The sequence below is a fragment of the Streptomyces sp. NBC_00091 genome, from assembly GCF_026343185.1.
Lineage (GTDB): Bacteria > Actinomycetota > Actinomycetes > Streptomycetales > Streptomycetaceae > Streptomyces.
On the sequence record NZ_JAPEMA010000001.1, the window covers coordinates 928,670 to 945,895 of the forward strand.

At 70.4% G+C, this 17,226-nt stretch carries 15 protein-coding genes, 5 tRNA genes and 1 pseudogene; 6 read left to right on the forward strand and 15 right to left on the reverse strand.

Going from position 1 to position 17,226, the window contains the following annotated elements; translation table 11 throughout:
- Positions 1–7: 7 nt before the first annotated feature.
- A complete protein-coding gene (locus tag OOK34_RS03830) occupies positions 8–1,018 on the reverse strand; it encodes an NAD(P)H-dependent glycerol-3-phosphate dehydrogenase (protein WP_267032452.1) in 1,011 nt (336 codons plus the stop codon).
- Positions 1,015–1,767, reverse strand: coding sequence for a 1-acyl-sn-glycerol-3-phosphate acyltransferase (locus tag OOK34_RS03835; protein ID WP_267032453.1), 753 nt, complete (start codon positions 1,765–1,767; stop codon positions 1,015–1,017). The genes OOK34_RS03830 and OOK34_RS03835 overlap by 4 nt, the downstream gene beginning before the upstream one ends.
- A 189-nt stretch (positions 1,768–1,956) precedes the next feature.
- On the opposite strand from OOK34_RS03835, the pseudogene cofC reads away from it, so the two are divergent.
- Positions 1,957–2,595, forward strand: a pseudogene (gene cofC / locus OOK34_RS03840) (2-phospho-L-lactate guanylyltransferase); the annotation flags it as partial.
- A gap of 334 nt (positions 2,596–2,929) precedes the next feature.
- Here the strand turns inward: cofC and OOK34_RS03845 are convergent.
- The 4 genes from OOK34_RS03845 to leuC form a co-directional block, all read right to left on the reverse strand.
- Positions 2,930–3,616 (reverse strand): HU family DNA-binding protein, encoded by a 687-nt coding sequence (locus OOK34_RS03845; RefSeq protein WP_267032454.1) that lies wholly within the window; start codon positions 3,614–3,616, stop codon positions 2,930–2,932.
- Between the two features lie 144 nt (positions 3,617–3,760).
- Positions 3,761–3,988 carry a hypothetical protein gene (locus OOK34_RS03850; protein ID WP_079429951.1) on the reverse strand — a complete coding sequence of 76 codons (228 nt, stop codon included), beginning with the start codon at positions 3,986–3,988 and terminating at the stop codon, positions 3,761–3,763.
- A gap of 137 nt (positions 3,989–4,125) precedes the next feature.
- The gene (gene leuD, locus OOK34_RS03855; RefSeq protein ID WP_267032455.1) at positions 4,126–4,719 is read right to left on the reverse strand and encodes a 3-isopropylmalate dehydratase small subunit; all 594 of its coding nucleotides are present in this window, start codon (positions 4,717–4,719) and stop codon (positions 4,126–4,128) included.
- A 3-nt stretch (positions 4,720–4,722) separates the two neighbouring features.
- Entirely contained in the window at positions 4,723–6,147 is a 1,425-nt protein-coding gene (gene leuC / locus OOK34_RS03860; RefSeq protein WP_267032456.1) for a 3-isopropylmalate dehydratase large subunit, read from the reverse strand.
- Positions 6,148–6,332: 185 nt separating this feature from the next.
- Between leuC and ndgR the strand changes: the two genes are divergently transcribed.
- A complete protein-coding gene (gene ndgR / locus OOK34_RS03865) occupies positions 6,333–7,049 on the forward strand; it encodes an IclR family transcriptional regulator NdgR (protein ID WP_007266782.1) in 717 nt (238 codons plus the stop codon).
- Between the two features lie 171 nt (positions 7,050–7,220).
- Here ndgR and OOK34_RS03870 read toward each other — a convergent pair.
- The 9 genes from OOK34_RS03870 to OOK34_RS03910 form a co-directional block, all read right to left on the reverse strand.
- Positions 7,221–7,293: transfer RNA gene (locus tag OOK34_RS03870), tRNA-Glu, on the reverse strand.
- Positions 7,294–7,314: 21 nt separating this feature from the next.
- Positions 7,315–7,386 (reverse strand) — tRNA-Gln (locus OOK34_RS03875).
- 24 nt (positions 7,387–7,410) lie between these two features.
- Positions 7,411–7,483 (reverse strand) — tRNA-Glu (locus tag OOK34_RS03880).
- Positions 7,484–7,544: 61 nt separating this feature from the next.
- Positions 7,545–7,617: transfer RNA gene (locus tag OOK34_RS03885), tRNA-Glu, on the reverse strand.
- Between the two features lie 27 nt (positions 7,618–7,644).
- Positions 7,645–7,716, reverse strand: a tRNA-Gln gene (locus OOK34_RS03890).
- Positions 7,717–7,804: 88 nt separating this feature from the next.
- Positions 7,805–8,533 carry an HAD family hydrolase gene (locus OOK34_RS03895; RefSeq protein WP_267032457.1) on the reverse strand — a complete coding sequence of 243 codons (729 nt, stop codon included), beginning with the start codon at positions 8,531–8,533 and terminating at the stop codon, positions 7,805–7,807.
- 186 nt (positions 8,534–8,719) lie between these two features.
- The gene (gene gltX, locus OOK34_RS03900) at positions 8,720–10,195 is read right to left on the reverse strand and encodes a glutamate--tRNA ligase (protein ID WP_267032458.1); all 1,476 of its coding nucleotides are present in this window, start codon (positions 10,193–10,195) and stop codon (positions 8,720–8,722) included.
- The gene (locus OOK34_RS03905) at positions 10,188–10,976 is read right to left on the reverse strand and encodes a fumarylacetoacetate hydrolase family protein (protein WP_267032459.1); all 789 of its coding nucleotides are present in this window, start codon (positions 10,974–10,976) and stop codon (positions 10,188–10,190) included. Before OOK34_RS03905 ends, gltX begins: the two co-directional genes overlap by 8 nt.
- A gap of 111 nt (positions 10,977–11,087) precedes the next feature.
- Positions 11,088–11,273 carry a hypothetical protein gene (locus tag OOK34_RS03910; RefSeq protein WP_267032460.1) on the reverse strand — a complete coding sequence of 62 codons (186 nt, stop codon included), beginning with the start codon at positions 11,271–11,273 and terminating at the stop codon, positions 11,088–11,090.
- A 580-nt stretch (positions 11,274–11,853) separates the two neighbouring features.
- Between OOK34_RS03910 and OOK34_RS03915 the strand changes: the two genes are divergently transcribed.
- From OOK34_RS03915 to OOK34_RS03930, 4 genes are all read left to right on the forward strand, one after another.
- The gene (locus OOK34_RS03915; protein ID WP_267032461.1) at positions 11,854–15,543 is read left to right on the forward strand and encodes a nitrate- and nitrite sensing domain-containing protein; all 3,690 of its coding nucleotides are present in this window, start codon (positions 11,854–11,856) and stop codon (positions 15,541–15,543) included.
- Between the two features lie 9 nt (positions 15,544–15,552).
- Complete coding sequence (locus OOK34_RS03920) at positions 15,553–15,966, forward strand: roadblock/LC7 domain-containing protein (protein ID WP_042820501.1); 414 nt, start codon at positions 15,553–15,555, stop codon at positions 15,964–15,966.
- Positions 15,967–16,116: 150 nt separating this feature from the next.
- The gene (locus OOK34_RS03925; protein WP_007266775.1) at positions 16,117–16,509 is read left to right on the forward strand and encodes a DUF742 domain-containing protein; all 393 of its coding nucleotides are present in this window, start codon (positions 16,117–16,119) and stop codon (positions 16,507–16,509) included.
- Complete coding sequence (locus OOK34_RS03930; protein ID WP_266573764.1) at positions 16,490–17,074, forward strand: ATP/GTP-binding protein; 585 nt, start codon at positions 16,490–16,492, stop codon at positions 17,072–17,074. The genes OOK34_RS03925 and OOK34_RS03930 overlap by 20 nt, the downstream gene beginning before the upstream one ends.
- Positions 17,075–17,226: the final 152 nt, after the last annotated feature.

Sequence of the window (17,226 nt, forward strand, 5' to 3'; positions counted from 1 at the left end):
AAAGGACTCAGCGGCGTTCCGGTTTGGCACTGCGCCCCATCAGTTCCTTCAGCGCGACCAGCGGGGGCTTGCCGTGGTGCACGATGTCGACGACCGTGTCGGTGATCGGCATGTCCACTCCGTACCGGCGTGCCAGATCCGCCACGGACTGGCAGGACTTGACCCCTTCCGCGGTCTGGCTGGTGACCGCGATGGTCTCCTCGAGGGTCATCCCGCGGCCCAGGTTGGTCCCGAAGGTGTGGTTCCGGGAGAGCGGCGAGGAGCAGGTGGCGACGAGGTCGCCGAGGCCCGCGAGGCCGGAGAAGGTGAGCGGGTCGGCGCCCATCGCCAGGCCCAGGCGGGTCGCTTCGGCGAGCCCGCGGGTGATGAGGGAGCCCTTGGTGTTGTCGCCCAGTCCCATGCCGTCCGCGATGCCGACGGCGAGGCCGATGACGTTCTTGACGGCGCCGCCGAGCTCACAGCCGATGACGTCGGTGCTGGTGTACGGGCGGAAGTACGGGGTGTGGCAGGCGGCCTGGAGGCGCCGGGCCACGCCCTCGTCCACGCAGGCGACGACGGAGGCCGCGGGCTGCCGGGCGACGATCTCACGGGCCAGGTTGGGGCCGGTGACGACGGCGACGCGCTCGGCGGGGACCTTGGCCACCTCCTCGATGACCTCGCTCATCCGCTTGGCGGTGCCCAGTTCGATGCCCTTCATCAGGGAGACGAGCACGGCGTCGGCGGGCAGCAGGGGGGCCCATTCGGCGAGGTTGGCGCGCAGGGTCTGGGAGGGGATGGCCAGGACCGCGAAGTCGGCGTCCCGGGCGGCCTCGGCCGCGTCGGTGGTGGCCCGCATGTTCGCGGGCAGTTCGACGTCGGGGAAGTAGTCCGGGTTGGTCCGGCCGGTGTTGATGGCGTCGGCCAGCTCCTGGCGGCGGCCCCACAGGGTCACCTCGCAGCCGGCGTCGGCGAGCACCATGCCGAAGGCCGTGCCCCAGGAACCGGTTCCGAAGACGGCCGCCTTCACGGGACGTGTCACTTCTTGCCCTCCCCCGCGGCGTCGCGCCGCTGCTGCGCCCTGGCCTTGCGGTGGTCGTACGGCTGCGCGGGCGCGCTCTGCCCGCGCAGCTCCTCCAGGAGCTTGGTGATGTCCGCCATGATGGCCTCGGTGGCCCCCTTGAGGACATCCGGCGTGGGCTCGCGGTCGTAGAACGCCGAGAGGTCCACGGGCGGTCCGGCGAGCACCTGGAGGGTCTTGCGCGGGAACAGCCGGACCTTGTTCTCCTTGGCGTAGGGCGGCATCGCGAGATTCGCGCCCCACTGGGCCACGGGAATGACCGGGGCCTTGGTGATCAGCGCCACGCGGGCGACGCCGGTCTTGCCGGCCATCGGCCACATCTCCGGGTCGCGGGTGAGGGTGCCTTCCGGGTAAAAGGCGACGCATTCACCGCGCTCGACGGCGGCCACGGCGGCCCGGAATGCGTCCAGGGCGTTGGTGGTCTCGCGGTAGACGGGGATCTGTCCGGATCCGCGCAGGATCATGCCGACAAAAGGCACCTTGAAGAGTCCGGCCTTGGCGAGCAATCGGGGCACCCGGCCGGTGTTGTACTGGAAGTGCGCGTAGGAGAGCGGGTCCAGATACGAGTTGTGATTGACGGCGGTGATAAATCCGCCGTCGGCCGGAATGTGATCCATTCCCCGCCAGTCCCGCTTGAAGAGCACTACCAGCGGCGGTTTTGCGATGACCGCCGCCAGGCGGTACCAGAAGCCGATTCTGCGGCGGGACACTCGGACACCTTCCTCTACGACCGGTGCGTGGCTTGGGCACCTTGTGGGCCGGACAAGTGTCGCCCCAGGTCCGGTCTCTGTCGAGGACACCGTACGCCCCGCTCGGACCACAAGGCCCCGCTGCGGCCGCCCTGGGGCGACAATGGGCCGACTGATGACCGGGCCATGACCTGCCGATGGGTCGGGCGGGTGCCGGAGCGCACCGGAGGGAAGGGGTCAGCCACGAACGCCGTCTGGAGCCTGGTGGTCCCGCTGAAGCCCTTGGCGCTGGCCAAGAGCCGTCTGGCGGCGGCGGTGGGCGCCTCCCGTCCCGGGCTCGCGCTGGCCTTCGCGCAGGACACCGTCGCGGGGGCGCTGGCCTGCGCCTCCGTCACGGATGTGGTGGTCGTCACGGACGACGCCCTGGCGGGGGCGGAACTGGCCAGGCTGGGGGCCCGGATCCTGGCGGACGCCCCGGGCGCGGGGCTCAACGCCGCGCTGGCCCACGGGGCGCGGGCGGTGCGCGCGGGGCGGCCCGGATCGCCGGTGGCCGCGATGAACGCGGACCTGCCCGCCCTGCGGCCGCCGGAATTGCTACGTGTGCTCGATACCGCGGCGGCTTTTCCCCGCGCATTTCTGGCGGACGCGGCGGGAATCGGCACCACCCTGCTTTCCGCCGGTCCGGACGTGGAATTGGCACCCTCGTTCGGCGGCCCCTCCCGGGCCCGGCATTCGGCCTCCGGAGCGGTGGAAATCGCCCTGGCGGGCGTGGAGAGCGTACGCCGGGACGTGGACACCGGGGCGGACCTGCGGACCGCCCTCTCCCTCGGCGTGGGGCGGCACACGGCCCGATACAGTGCGCGTATGCAGGCGACCGCGTACACGTACGACTCCCAGACCCGCAGCGGCAGCGTGCTGCTGGACGACGGCACCCCGGTGCCCTTCGAGGCCGCGGCCTTCGACGCGGGGGGCCTGCGGCTGCTGCGGCCCGGGCAGCGGGTCCGTATCGAGACGGAGGGCGAGGGGCCGGCCCTGCGCATCACGCTGGTGACCCTGCAGACCTTCTGAGCCACCGGGCCACTACGCCGTCTTACGACCGCGCACGCCTCTGACCTGCGAAGAACGCACCGCGGGCCGGCTTCCCCAGGTGGGGAAGCCGGCCCGGCGTGTGTGACTGGCGCCCTTACTTCTTGCGGGCGGTGGTCTTCTTCGCGGTGGCCTTGCGCGTCGCCGTCTTCTTGGCGGGCGCCTTCGTCGCGGTGGCCTTCTTGGCCGCCGGGGCGGTCTTCTTCGCGGTGGCGGTGGCCTTCTTGGCCGTCGCCGTGGCCTTCTTGGCCGGGGCCGCCTTCTTGGCCGTGGCCGTGGCCTTCTTCGCGACCGTGGTCTTCGCCGCGGCCTTCTTGACGGTCGTCGCGGCCTTCTTCGCGACGGTCTTCTTCGCCACGGTCTTCTTGGCGACCGCGGTCTTCGCGGCGGCCTTCTTCGCCGTGGTGGCCTTCTTCGCGGCGGCCTTCTTGACCGTGGCGGAAGCGCCGCCGGTCAGGCTGCCCTTGGGGGCCTTCTTCACGGCGACCTCGTCGCCCTTGGGGAGCTTCTTGGTGCCGCTGACCAGGTCCTTGAAGCCCTGACCCGCACGGAAGCGGGGAACGGAGGTCTTCTTGACCCGGACGCGCTCACCCGTCTGCGGGTTGCGGGCGTAGCGGGCCGGGCGGTCGACCTTCTCGAACGAGCCGAAGCCCGTGACCGAGACCCGGTCGCCCGCGACGACCGCGCGGACCATGGCGTCCAGTACCGCGTCGACGGCGTCCGCGGCCTGCTGGCGGCCGCCCAGCTTGTCGGCAATCGCTTCTACGAGCTGCGCCTTGTTCACGTCTTCCCCTTCGGAGACTTCGCCAGAACGAATGTGTTCAAGCTTATTTCGCACGTTAGGCGGATATATACCGCAAATCAAACACGAAACGGGCTAATCACCCTAGTGCCGCAACGATGTAGGCCGTTACGGAGTTCCTTCGCATCAGTCGCCTTCAGGGAATCGACCCTCGTCGAGGTCCTTCATCAACCTGTCCAGGCGCCTTGCCGCATCGGCGAGATCATGCTTCGCCGCGGCCGTGACGACCAACAGCTTCCGGGACAGCGCCATCCTTACGCCCTCCGGGACTTGCAGTGCGCGCACCCTTGTGTGTGCTTCTTTCAACCGGTCCGCGACGAGTTCGTAGAGCTCGAGTTGACTGTCGCGTTCCATGCACAGATTGTGCCATCTGGGGCGAGTTGTCGCCTCACGGGGCCTCAACATACGGCTGTGCCCCCCGCCGGAAGGCGGGGGGCACAGTGTTGGCGTTGTGATCACCCAAGGGTGAATAAGCGCTGATCAGGCAGGAATCAGAGCCGAATCGTGCGCGGCTTGAAGGCCGGGCGGGTGCTTTCGTACGCGTCGATGTCCGCTTCGTTCTGAAGGGTGAGCGAGATGTCGTCCAGACCCTCCAGCAGACGCCAGCGGGCATTGTCGTCGAGCTCGAACTCCGCCTCGACGCCCTCGGCTCGGACCTTGCGGTCGACCAGGTCGACGGTGATCTCGGCGGTGGGGTCGGCCTCGGTCAGCTCCCACAGCCGGTCGACGGTCTCCTGCGGCAGGACGACGGTCAGCAGACCGTTCTTCAGGGAGTTGCCGCGGAAGATATCGGCGAAGCGGGAGGAGATGACCGTCTTGAAACCGAAGTTCTGCAGGGCCCAGACGGCGTGTTCGCGCGAGGAGCCGGTGCCGAAGTCGGGACCGGCGACCAGTACGGTCGCGCCGGCCCGCTCGGGACGGTTGGTGACGAACTCCGGGTCCTTGCGCCAGGCCTCGAAGAGCCCGTCCTCGAACCCGTCGCGGGTGATCTTCTTCAGCCAGTGGGCCGGGATGATCTGGTCGGTGTCGACGTTGCTGCGGCGCAGCGGAACGGCCCGGCCGGTGTGGGTGGTGAAGGCTTCCATGGTTCAGACTCCGGCGGTCGCGGGGGCGTCGGACAGGTCGGCGGGCGAGGCCAGATGGCCCAGCACCGCGGTGGCCGCGGCCACCTGCGGGGAGACCAGGTGGGTACGCCCGCCCTTGCCCTGCCGGCCCTCGAAGTTGCGGTTGGAGGTGGACGCGGAACGCTCACCGGGCGCCAGTTGGTCGGGGTTCATGCCCAGGCACATCGAGCAGCCCGCGTGCCGCCATTCGGCGCCGGCCTCCTTGAAGACCTTGTCCAGGCCCTCCTCCACGGCCTGGAGGGCGACCCGGACCGAGCCCGGGACGACCAGCATCCGTACGCCGTCGGCGACTTTGCGGCCCTCGATGATCCCGGCGACGGCGCGCAGGTCCTCGATGCGGCCGTTGGTGCAGGAACCTACGAAGACGGTGTCGACCTTGATCTCGCGCAGCGGCTGTCCGGCCGTCAACCCCATGTATTCCAGGGCCTTTTCGGCGGACAGGCGCTCCGAAGCGTCCTCGTACGAAGCCGGGTCGGGGACGTTGGCCGACAGCGGCGCGCCCTGGCCCGGGTTGGTGCCCCAGGTGACGAACGGCGACAGCGCCGCGCCGTCGATGACGACCTCGGCGTCGAAGACCGCGTCCTCGTCGGTGCGCAGCGTCTTCCAGTACGCGACCGCCGCGTCCCAGTCCTCGCCCACGGGGGCGTGGTCGCGGCCCTCCAGGTAGTCGAAGGTGGTCTGGTCGGGGGCGATCATGCCCGCGCGGGCGCCGGCCTCGATCGACATGTTGCAGATGGTCATGCGGGCTTCCATCGAGAGCTTCTCGATGGCCTCGCCGCGGTACTCCAGGATGTAGCCCTGGCCGCCGCCGGTGCCGATCTTGGCGATGATCGCCAGGATCAGGTCCTTCGCGGTGACGCCGTCGGGCAGCGCGCCGGTGACGGTGATGGCCATGGTCTTCGGGCGGGCCAGCGGGAGCGTCTGGGTGGCCAGCACGTGCTCGACCTGGCTGGTGCCGATGCCGAAGGCCAGCGCGCCGAAGGCGCCGTGCGTGGACGTGTGCGAGTCGCCGCAGACCACGGTCGTGCCCGGCTGGGTCAGGCCCAGCTGGGGGCCCACGACGTGGACGACACCCTGCTCGACGTCACCCAGCGAGTGCAGCCGGACACCGAACTCGGCGCAGTTGTTGCGCAGGGTCTCCAGCTGGGCCCGGGAGACCGGGTCGGCGATCGGCTTGTCGATGTCGAGGGTGGGGGTGTTGTGGTCCTCGGTCGCGATGGTGAGGTCCAGGCGGCGGACCTTGCGGCCGGCCTGGCGCAGCCCGTCGAAGGCCTGCGGGCTGGTCACCTCGTGCAGCAGGTGGAGATCAATGAAGAGGAGATCGGGCTCGCCCTCGGCGCGCCGGACGACGTGGTCGTCCCAGACCTTCTCCGCGAGTGTCCTACCCATCGCTTTCCCTCCGGCCGGCCGGTTGTGCCGGCGCTTATTTAGAGATCTGTGCGCCTGATCGCCCGCTACCCCACTTGCGGAACGACGGCTCGGACCCAGTGGTTCGTGGACCCGCACATACAGACTCGCTCGTTCTTGGAAAATTTGAACTTGCGTTTCACAGTGTGAGACGTGAATATCGTTTCATGGACAACTCTAGCGGCGTCGGCGTTCTCGACAAGGCAGCTCTGGTATTGAGCGCACTGGAGTCCGGTCCGGCCACCCTCGCCGGGCTGGTCGCGGCGACAGGGCTCGCACGACCCACGGCACATCGCCTTGCCGTGGCACTGGAACACCACCGGATGGTGGCGAGGGACATGCAGGGCCGGTTCATCCTCGGTCCGCGGCTGGCAGAGCTTGCCGCCGCGGCCGGCGAGGACCGCCTGCTGGCGACGGCCGGACCGGTGCTCACGCACCTCCGTGACGTGACCGGAGAGAGCGCGCAGCTCTACCGGCGTCAGGGCGACATGCGCATCTGCGTGGCGGCCGCCGAGCGGCTGTCGGGCCTGCGGGACACCGTCCCGGTGGGCTCCACGCTCCCGATGAAGGCGGGATCGGCCGCGCAGATCCTGATGGCCTGGGAGGAGCCCGAGCGGCTCCACCGGGGCCTGCAGGGCGCGCGCTTCACGGCCACGGCCCTGTCCGGCGTACGGCGCCGCGGCTGGGCCCAGTCGATCGGCGAGCGGGAGCCCGGCGTGGCCTCCGTCTCGGCGCCCGTACGCGGCCCGTCGAACCGCGTGGTGGCCTCCGTGTCGGTCTCCGGGCCGATCGAGCGCCTGACCCGCCACCCGGGGCGCATGCACGCCCAGGCCGTCATCGACGCGGCCGCCCGACTGACGGAGGCCCTGCGCCGCTCCGGCTGACAACCTGCCCTGCTCCACCCACCCCCGGGCCCGGGGGCGCGTACGACGCCGCACACGTCCGAACTCGCGCCTCCGGGCCCGTACTTGTACCCGCTACGGGCCGGCCCCGGAGCCGCTCCGGAAACACGGAAGAGGCCCTCCGCGATGATCGCGGAGGGCCTCTCCTGTACGTACCCCCGACCGGATTCGAACCGGCGCTACCGCCTTGAGAGGGCGGCGTGCTAGGCCGCTACACAACGGGGGCTAGCTTTGCTGCGGTACTGCGCTGGGCTACCAGGACTCGAACCTAGAATAAGAGAACCAGAAACTCTCGTGTTGCCAATTACACTATAGCCCAAAGGTCTAGACCAGCCAGACTCTGTACCCCCGACCGGATTCGAACCGGCGCTACCGCCTTGAGAGGGCGGCGTGCTAGGCCGCTACACAACGGGGGCCCTAGCGATCCTGCATCAAGATCTCCGGGAGCGACCCTGGAGATCCCGCGGGAAGGATCTGTACCCCCGACCGGATTCGAACCGGCGCTACCGCCTTGAGAGGGCGGCGTGCTAGGCCGCTACACAACGGGGGCAAAGCACTGCGTTACTACTGCACTGCGCTGGGCTACCAGGACTCGAACCTAGAATAAGGGAACCAGAAACCCTCGTGTTGCCAATTACACTATAGCCCACCGAACTTCAAGACCCTGAGGGCCTTTCGTTTGGTTAGCGCCTCCGTTTCCCGGCCTTTCGGCCCGCTCCGGCGGCGCAGAAAGAACATTACCGGATGCCTGACCGTGCTCCAAAACGGGTATCCGCAGCCAGCAGCTCCGGCAGTCGGTCGAGTCCGGCGATCCGGTGCACGCCGTCGGGACCGGGCCCCCGGCCGCCGTCCCGGTCGAGCCAGACCGCCGTCAGACCGGCGTCGCGGGCCCCCCGCGCGTCGATCTCCGGCTGGTCCCCCACGTACGCCACCTCGCCCGGCGGCAGCCCCAGTGCCTCGCAGGCGGCGAGGAAGGCGGCGGCGTCGGGTTTGCTCACCCCCAGCTCGGCGGCGCAGACCAGCACCTCGAAGCGGTCGCGCAGCCCGAGGTGGCGCAGCTTGGGGTCCTGGTTGGCCGCGGAGGAGTTGGAGAGCACCCCGTGCCGGTAGGTGTCGGCGAGGGCGTCCAGTACGGGCAGGACGTCCGGGAAGAGGACCCAGGCGGCCTTGTAGTGCTCGACGTAGCGGTCGAACCAGGCGTCGGCCTGTGCCTGCGTCATGGCGGGCTCGCCGAGGAAGTCCCGCACCCGGTCCCGGCGCTGCCCCTGGAAGGTGACCTCGCCGGCGGCGAAACGCGCCCAGTGCAGCTCCGTGAGCCTGCGCCACAGGGCGAGCGTCTCGGACGGGGATCCGTAGCGCTCCCCGATCCCCTCGTCCCGCAGGTGCGCCGCCAGCCCGGCCGAATCGGCCCCCGCGTAGTCGAAGAGGGTGTCGTCGATGTCCCACAGCACGGCGCGGATCGGCATACGGGCGAGCCTACGCCGACGCACCGTCCCGTGTGGGCCCGTCGGAGAAGTCCGCGGTGATCCGGATCACGGGCGCGGCCGCAATCCCCGGCGGCGTGAGCGTTCTCACCCCGGCGGGGCGGCGCGGGGAACGCCGAAGGGGCGGCAGCCGGGTCGGCTGCCGCCCCTTCGGGGATGCGGTGCGGGTCAGGCGGCGAGCTTGGCCAGGGTCGCGTCGATGCGGGCCAGCGAGCGCTCCTTGCCCAGGATCTCCAGGGACTCGAAGAGCGGCAGGCCGACCGTGCGGCCGGTGACGGCCACGCGGACCGGGGCCTGGGCCTTGCCGAGCTTGAGGCCGTGGGCCTCGCCGGCGGTCAGGACGGCCTGCTTGAGGGACTCCGGGTCCGACCAGTCGGCGGCGAGGAGGTTCTCCCGGGCCGTGGCCAGCAGGGCCGCGGGCTCGCCCTTCATGGCCTTGTCCCAGGACGCCTGGTCCTCGACGGGCTCCTTCAGGAAGAGGAAGTCCACGTTCGCGGTGATGTCCGAGAGGACGGTCACACGGGTCTGGGCGTGGGGCGCGATCCGGGCCCAGGCCTCGGCGTCGAAGTCCTCCGGCGCCCAGTTGGCGTGCGGGGCGCGCAGCCAGGGGGCGCAGGCGTCCGCGAAGGCCTTGGGGTCCATCCGGCGGATGTGGTCGGCGTTGATCGCCTCGCACTTCTTGAGGTCGAAGCGCGCCGGGTTGGCGTTCACGCCGTCGATGTCGAACTTCGCCACCATCTCCTCGATGGAGAAGATGTCCTGATCCTTGGAGAAGGACCAACCGAGGAGCGAGAGGTAGTTCAGCAGGCCCTCGGGCAGGAAGCCGCGCTCGCGGTAGAGGTTGAGCGAGGACTCGGGGTCGCGCTTGGAGAGCTTCTTGTTGCCCTCGCCCATCACGTACGGCAGGTGGCCGAACTGCGGGACGGCCTTGGCGACGCCCAGCTCGGTCAGCGCCTTGTAGAGGGCGATCTGGCGGGGGGTGGAGGACAGCAGGTCCTCGCCGCGCAGGACGTGCGTGATCTCCATCAGCGCGTCGTCGACCGGGTTGACCAGCGTGTACAGCGGGGCCCCGTTCGCGCGGACGATGCCGAAGTCCGGCACGTTCTCCGGGGTGAAGGAGAGCTCGCCGCGGACCAGGTCTGTGAAGGTGATGGTCTCGTCGGGCATCCGGAAGCGGACGATCGAGCTGCGGCCCTCGGCCACGTACGCGGCCACCTGCTCGGCGCTGAGGTCGCGGCACTGGCCGTCGTAGCCGGAGGGCTTGCCGGCCGCGCGGGCGGCGTCGCGGCGCGCGTCGAGCTCCTCGGTGGTGCAGTAGCAGTGGTAGGCGTAGCCGCCGTCCTGGAGCTTCTTCGCGATGTCCGCGTAGATGTCCATGCGCTGGGACTGGCGGTACGGGGCGTGCGGGCCGCCGACCTCGGGGCCCTCGTCCCAGGTGAAGCCGAGCCAGCGCAGCGAGTCGAGCAGCTGGTCGTAGGACTCCTCGGAGTCGCGGGCCGCGTCGGTGTCCTCGATGCGGAAGACGAACGTACCGCCGTGGTGGCGGGCGAACGCCCAGTTGAAGAGGGCGGTCCGGACCAGGCCCACGTGGGGGTTGCCGGTCGGGGAGGGACAGAAACGTACGCGGACGTTCGCGTTAGCCACGCTTGATCACCCTGTTGGTGAGAGTGCCGATGCCTTCGATGGTGACGGCGACCTCGTCGCCGACGTTGAGGGGGCCGACTCCTGCCGGGGTCCCCGTGAGGATGACGTCGCCCGGGAGCAGCGTCATGGCCTCGCTGATGTGCACGATCAGGTCCTCGATGGAGCGGACCATGTCGCTGGTGCGGCCGAGCTGGCGCTGTTCGCCGTTCACGGTGCACTGGATGGTCAGGTCGCTCGGGTCGAGGTCGGTCTCGATCCAGGGGCCGAGGGGGCAGGCGCTGTCGAAGCCCTTGGCCCGGGCCCACTGCTTCTCGCGCTGCTGGACGTCGCGGGCGGTGACGTCGTTGGCGCAGGTGTAGCCGAGGATCACGTCCTTCACGCGCTCCTTCGGGACCTCGCGGCACATGCGGCCGATGACCACGGCGAGCTCCGCCTCGTGGTGGAGGTCCTGGGAGAAGGAGGGGTAGACGATCGGGTCGCCCGGGCCGACCACGGAGGTGGAGGGCTTGAAGAAGGTGACGGGCACCTCGGGGACCTCGTTGCCGAGCTCCGCCGCGTGCTCCCGGTAGTTGCGGGCGATGGCCACGACCTTGTTCGGGAGCACGGGCGGCAGCAGCCGCACCTTGTTCAGCGGGACCTTCGTGCCGGAGAGCTCGAAGTCCGCGAACGGGATGCCCTTGATGATGTCGAGGACGAGCTCACCTTCGGCGCCGGGGGCAGTGCTGCCCTCGACCGCGCCGAACGCGACATTGCCGTCGATCGAGAACCTGGCGATGCGCACGTGTTGCGTCTGCCCCTCTGTATTTCCGCTGGCTGGAGTCTGCGGACTCCAGGCTAACGCGGTGGGCGGCGACGCTCCGCGCTCCTTTACGGCGCCACTACTGCGGAGGGACTACTGTCCCGCGGCGACCGGCGCGTCCATGAGGACGGTGCGGCGCGGGTTCGCGGTCTGCGTGGGCAGCTCGACGGAGTGCTCCGGGGTGGCCGGCGCCGCCTGCAGCTCCTCGGCGTCCGTCAGGTGCGCGAGGGTGGTGCGGCGGGGGTTGGCTATGTTGCGGAACATCTGCGTCGTCCTCATCGGAGTTTCGGGCCCTCGGCTCGTTCGTGGGATGAGGGTTGTCTGATGCGCCGGGTGTGGCGCCAACCCTTTAACAGGCAAGGCTAAACATCCGAATCCCCGACTGAACCGGTAAGTAATGGCCACAGCCATGTGAGTTTGCTCACCAATGACCGGGCAATCCGGGCATTACGGATGGTCAACTTCTCCCGTCGAAACGGACATTGCGCCACTGAATGCGCCATTCCGCTCCTGATCATCTCGACTGGGACACCTTGCCGGACGCAGGCTTTGGTTGACGTAAGTCCGTTTCCTCCCCATAGTGCCCCCACATCGCGTAGCCCCCCTGTCACAAGCCGTGACCGGCTCGCCGGGGCGACACGCGCACCTTGTTGGAGATCCCCCACTGTGCTGGAATTCGCGGGACCGCCGCGGGTATCAGCCGGCGCGCAGGTGGCGCAAGAGAGCGCCGCGCGCGGCGGCAAACGAGAGGGAGACGCGCCGGTCACCGACGACCACCATGGGGCCGTCAGTGCCCCACGACTCGACACCGTTCCGCCCTTCACCCGGCGGGACGCCTGGTCCAGAGGTTGCGACGCTAGTGCAGGGACGATTCAAGAGGGATGGCAGCGCTGCGGCGGAGCAGGAGCCGCGCGGCGGGATTGACCGTGGCTCCTCGCCCCAGCACGCCCAGAACCGCGGGCCGGCTGTCGAAGGAGCGGGGCCCCACACCGCCGCTCCGGTGAAGGCGAAGGGCCGCGGCAAGTCCGGCAAGGTCGCCAAGCCCGGCAGGGGCAAGGGCAAGACCGAGTCGCCCGCGGCCGAAGAGGCGATACCGAAGGCCCCCAGCGGGCCCGGTTCCCGTCTCGCCATGCAGAACTGGCGCATCAGCACGCGACTGGTGTCGCTGCTGACCCTGCCCGTCGTCGCCGCCACCACGCTCGGTGGCTTCCGCATCAACGACTCGCTCGAGGACATCCAGCAGCTCGAGCACATGCAGCTGCTGACCACGATGACCCGGCAGGCGACCAGCCTCGCCGCCATGCTCCAGGAGGAGCGGGACAAGTCGGCGGGTCCGCTGTCCGTCGACAAGTCGGGCCGGGCCAACAGCCTCGTCGAGGGTGTCCGCGACCAGACCGACTCCGCCGCCAAGGCCTTCGCCGCCGCGACCGACAAGGTCGACAACGCGGAGGACAAGGACGAGACCCTCAAGTCGATCCGCAACAACATCCTCCAGATCGGCCGTCAGCTCACCGGCATCGAGGACATCCGCAAGAAGGCGTACCAGAACGGCGCCCAGCAGACCGTCACCGAGTACAACGCGCTGATCGTCTCGCTGCTCTCGCTCTCGCAGGACATGGCCCAGGCCACCTCCAACCCCGAGATGATCAAGCGCACCCGTGCCCTGGCGGCGTTCTCCTCCGCCAAGGAGTACGCCTCCATCCAGCGCGCGATCATCGCCGCCTCGCTTCCCGAGAGCGGCGACAAGCAGGGCAAGCTGGAGGAGAACGACCGCCTCTACGCCCTCTCCGCGCTGCGCGGTGAGAGCCAGGCGAAGAAGACCTTCGAACTCGTCTACCAGGGCAAGCCCGAGGAGCTCCTCAGCGCGCTCGGCGACGGCAACTCCGAGATCGGCAGCGCCGACCACTACGCCCGCCGCGTGCTGAGCACCCAGGGGCAGTTCGTCAAGGAGAAGAACCGCTCCTGGATGGACTGGTACGACGCCGACGACACCAAGCTCCGGGCGATGCAGCAGATCGAGCTGTCCCTGCTCGAGGACATGGAGCAGAAGGCCCGCGAGCTCAAGAACGAGTCGCAGCAGGACGCCATCATCAACGGTGCCCTGATCCTCCTCGTCCTCGGTGTCTCCCTCATCGGCGCCTTCGTCATGGCCCGGTCCATGATCCGCTCGCTGCGCCGCCTGCAGGACACCGCGACGCGCGTCGCCCAGGACCGTCTGCCCGAGCTCGTCAAGCAGCTCTCCGAGTCGGACCCGCAGGACGTGGACACCTCCGTGGAGTCCGTCGGCCTGCACACCCGCGACGAGATCGGCCAGGTGGCCGCGGCCTTCGACGACGTGCACCGCGAGGCCGTCCGCCTCGCCGCCGAGCAGGCCCTCCTGCGGGGCAACGTCAACGCGATGTTCACCAACCTCTCGCGCCGCTCGCAGGGCCTCATCCAGCGTCAGCTCTCGCTCATCTCCGAGCTGGAGTCCCGCGAGGCCGACCCGGACCAGCTGTCCTCCCTCTTCAAGCTCGACCACCTCGCGACCCGCATGCGCCGTAACGGCGAAAACCTCCTCGTCCTCGCGGGCGAGGAGCCGGGCCGCCGGTGGACCCGCCCCGTCCCGCTCGTCGACGTGCTCCGCGCCGCCGCGTCCGAGGTGGAGCAGTACGAGCGCATCGAGCTGGCGGCGGTGCCCGGCACCGATGTCGCCGGCCGCGTCGTCAACGACCTCGTGCACCTCCTCGCCGAGCTGCTGGAGAACGCCACCTCGTTCTCCTCCCCGCAGACCAAGGTCAAGGTCACCGGTCACGCGCTGCCCGACGGCCGCGTGCTCGTCGAGATCCACGACACCGGTATCGGCCTCTCCCCCGAGGACCTCGCGGCGATCAACGAGCGGCTGGCCTCGCCGCCGACCGTGGACGTCTCCGTCTCCCGCCGCATGGGCCTGTTCGTGGTCGGCCGCCTGTCCCTGCGACACGGCATCCGCATCCAGCTGCGCCCCTCCGACTCGGGCGGTACGACGGCCCTCGTCATGCTGCCGGTGGATGTCGCCCAGGGCGGCAAGAAGCCGGGTCCGACGCCGGGTGCTGGCGGTCCGCAGGGTGGTCCCGGTGGCGCTCCCGGCGGTCCGGGTGCTCCCGGCGGCCAGCAGGCCTCCGTGCCCGGTGCGGGCGTACGTCCCCCCGTGGGCGCGGGCCCGCAGCGCGGCCAGGTGGCCGGCGGCAACCAGCGTGCCGCCCTGCCGGGGCGCGACGGCGGAGCCGGTCCGCAGCAGCAGCGTCCGCAGGGCCAGGGGCCCCGTCCGCAGGGCGGTCCCTCCGCCGCGACGGGCCAGTCCCAGGGCCAGGGTGCCTTCGGCGGCGGTGCTCCGCTGCCGGCCCGTGGCCAGGGCGGCGGTCCGCAGGCCCGCCCGGCCGGCGGTCCCGGCGGGTTCCCGCAGCAGCAGGGCAACGGCTTCGAGCGGCCGCAGCCGCCGCAGGGCCAGCCCCAGCAGGGCCAGCAGGGCCAGCCTTCACAGGGTCAGCAGGGTCAGCCCTCGCAGGGCCAGCAGCAGTCCGGCGCCGCGGCTCCGGTCCAGCGCAGGCGGCCGCAGCTGCCGCCGCGCGGTGGCGCCCCCCGTCCGGAGCTCCCGGCCACGGGCGGCCCCGCCGGGGTCCCGCAGGCCACCAGCTGGGGCGCGGCCCAGGGCGGCCACGAGGTCCCGCGCGGCCACGACGAGCTGTCGGGCCCCGGCTCCACGGCCGAGTTCGCCCGCCCGGACTTCAACGCCCCGCCCCCGCAGGCCGGCGGCAACCCCGCCAACGGCGCCACCGGCCAGTTCGAGCGCCCGCAGCCGGGCGGCCCGATGGACCCCGGCGGGGCCGGCCAGTTCGCCCGCCCGGGCGGCCCCGGTGTCGGCGGCGGCTGGGCCGAACAGCAGCAGCCGCAGGCCCAGCAGCCCGGTGGCTACGCCCCCGCGCCGGCGCCGCGCGCAGAGGCTCCGCGCCTCCCGCAGGCGTACCAGCCGGAGGCCCTGCCGCCGGCTCCGGCACAGAACGCCCCCGAGGCGCGCAGCCCGATCTTCGACACGATGGAGTCGAACTGGTCCCTCCAGGGCGGGCAGCAGCCCGCCGGGCAGGGACACGTACCCCAGCAGCCGCAGCAGCAGGCGGCTCCGGCCGCCCCGGCTCCCCAGCAGCGCGGGCAGCAGCCGCTGCCGCAGCGCGGCCAGGAGTTCGCGGCCGATCCCGCCGCGGCGGCCACCGGCAGCAGCCCGACGGTCAGCTGGAAGTCCTCCCCCAACGACGAGCTGATGCGCCAGGCCGAACGCGTGCGCCAGCCCGCCGCCGGTGGGATCACCACCTCGGGGCTGCCCCGCCGGGTGCCGCGCGCGAACCTCGTCGCGGGTACCGCCCAGCAGCAGTCGGACACCCAGGCGGGCCCGCAGGTATCGCGTGCTCCGGATGACGTCCGCGGCCGCCTCACCAACCTCCGTCGCGGTATCCAGCAGGGTCGCCAGGCCGGCACCACCGGCCCCGCGACCGGCAGTTACCACATCGACCCCACTTACCAGCAGGAGCGATAGTTGAGTTCGATGAGCCAGGCGGCACAGAACCTGAACTGGTTGATCACCAACTTCGTGGACAACACCCCCGGGGTGTCCCACACGGTGGTGGTCTCCGCCGACGGACTCCTTCTGGCGATGTCGGAAGGTTTCCCCCGTGACCGGGCCGATCAGCTGGCGGCCGTGGCCTCCGGCCTGACCTCGCTGACCGCCGGCGCCTCCCGGATCTTCGAGGGCGGCGCCGTCAACCAGACCGTGGTCGAGATGGACCGCGGGTTCCTCTTCCTGATGTCCGTCTCCGACGGATCCTCCCTGGCCGTGCTCGCGCACCCCGAGTGCGACATCGGCCTCGTCGGCTACGAGATGGCCCTCCTCGTGGACCGCGCCGGCAACGTCCTCACCCCGGACCTGCGCGCGGAGCTCCAGGGAAGCCTCCTCACCTGACATCCCCACCCCCGGCCGGACGGTACTTCCGGCCGGGGGACCAGGTCCCCGGACCCGGAATCCCAGTACCCACCGACAGGCCGTCATGTCCCCCCACCGGCCGCCCTGTCAGACGGCACGCTGACCACTGCTGTCCAGCCCGGAGGATCAATGACCCCGCCCCCCGCCTACCCCGACGCGTACGGAGACTCGTACTCGGAAGGCGACCAGCCGCTCGTACGCCCGTACGCGATGACCGGCGGCCGGACCCGTCCGCGCTACCAGCTCGCCATCGAGGCGCTGGTCAGCACCACGGCCGATCCGATGCACCTGTCCGGCCTGCTGCCGGAGCACCAGCGCATCTGCACCCTGTGCCGTGAGGTGAAGTCGGTCGCGGAGGTCTCCGCCCTGCTCTCGATGCCGCTCGGCGTCGCCCGGATCCTCGTCGCCGACCTGGCGGAAGCCGGCATGGTGGCCATCCACCAGCCGGGCAATGGAGAGGCCGGCGGAACGCCGGATGTAACGCTGCTCGAGAGGGTTCTCAGTGGACTTCGCAAGCTCTGACGGTGGGGCGGCTCCTCGCTCCACCACCTCCGCGAAGATCGTGGTGGCGGGCGGCTTCGGCGTGGGCAAGACCACGTTCGTCGGCGCCGTCTCCGAGATCAACCCGCTGAGAACCGAGGCCGTCATGACGTCCGCGAGCGCGGGCATCGACGACCTCACCCACACCGGCGACAAGACGACCACCACGGTCGCCATGGACTTCGGCCGCATCACCCTCGACCAGGACCTGATCCTGTACCTCTTCGGTACGCCGGGCCAGGACCGCTTCTGGTTCATGTGGGACGACCTGGTCCGCGGCGCCATCGGCGCCATCGTGCTGGTCGACACCCGCCGGCTGGCGGACTGCTTCCCGGCGGTGGACTACTTCGAGAACAGCGGCCTGCCGTTCGTCGTGGCGCTCAACGGCTTCGAGGGGCACCAGCCCTACACGCCGGAGGAGGTCCGCGAGGCCCTGCAGATCGGCCCGGACGCGCCCATCATCACCACCGACGCCCGCCACCGCGCGGACGCCAAGAGCGCGCTCATCACGCTCGTCGAGCACGCGCTGATGGCCCGCCTGAAGTAACACGCATGACAAGGCAATACGCAGGGGGCGGGCTGTGTTCTCGAACACGGCCCGCCCCCTGCGTTCATAACGTTTCGACAGAGAATTGCCGCCAGTCGGACACAGCGTGCGGTCGCCCGGTGCCGCTGCGCGCACAACTGGCCCCGTTTTTG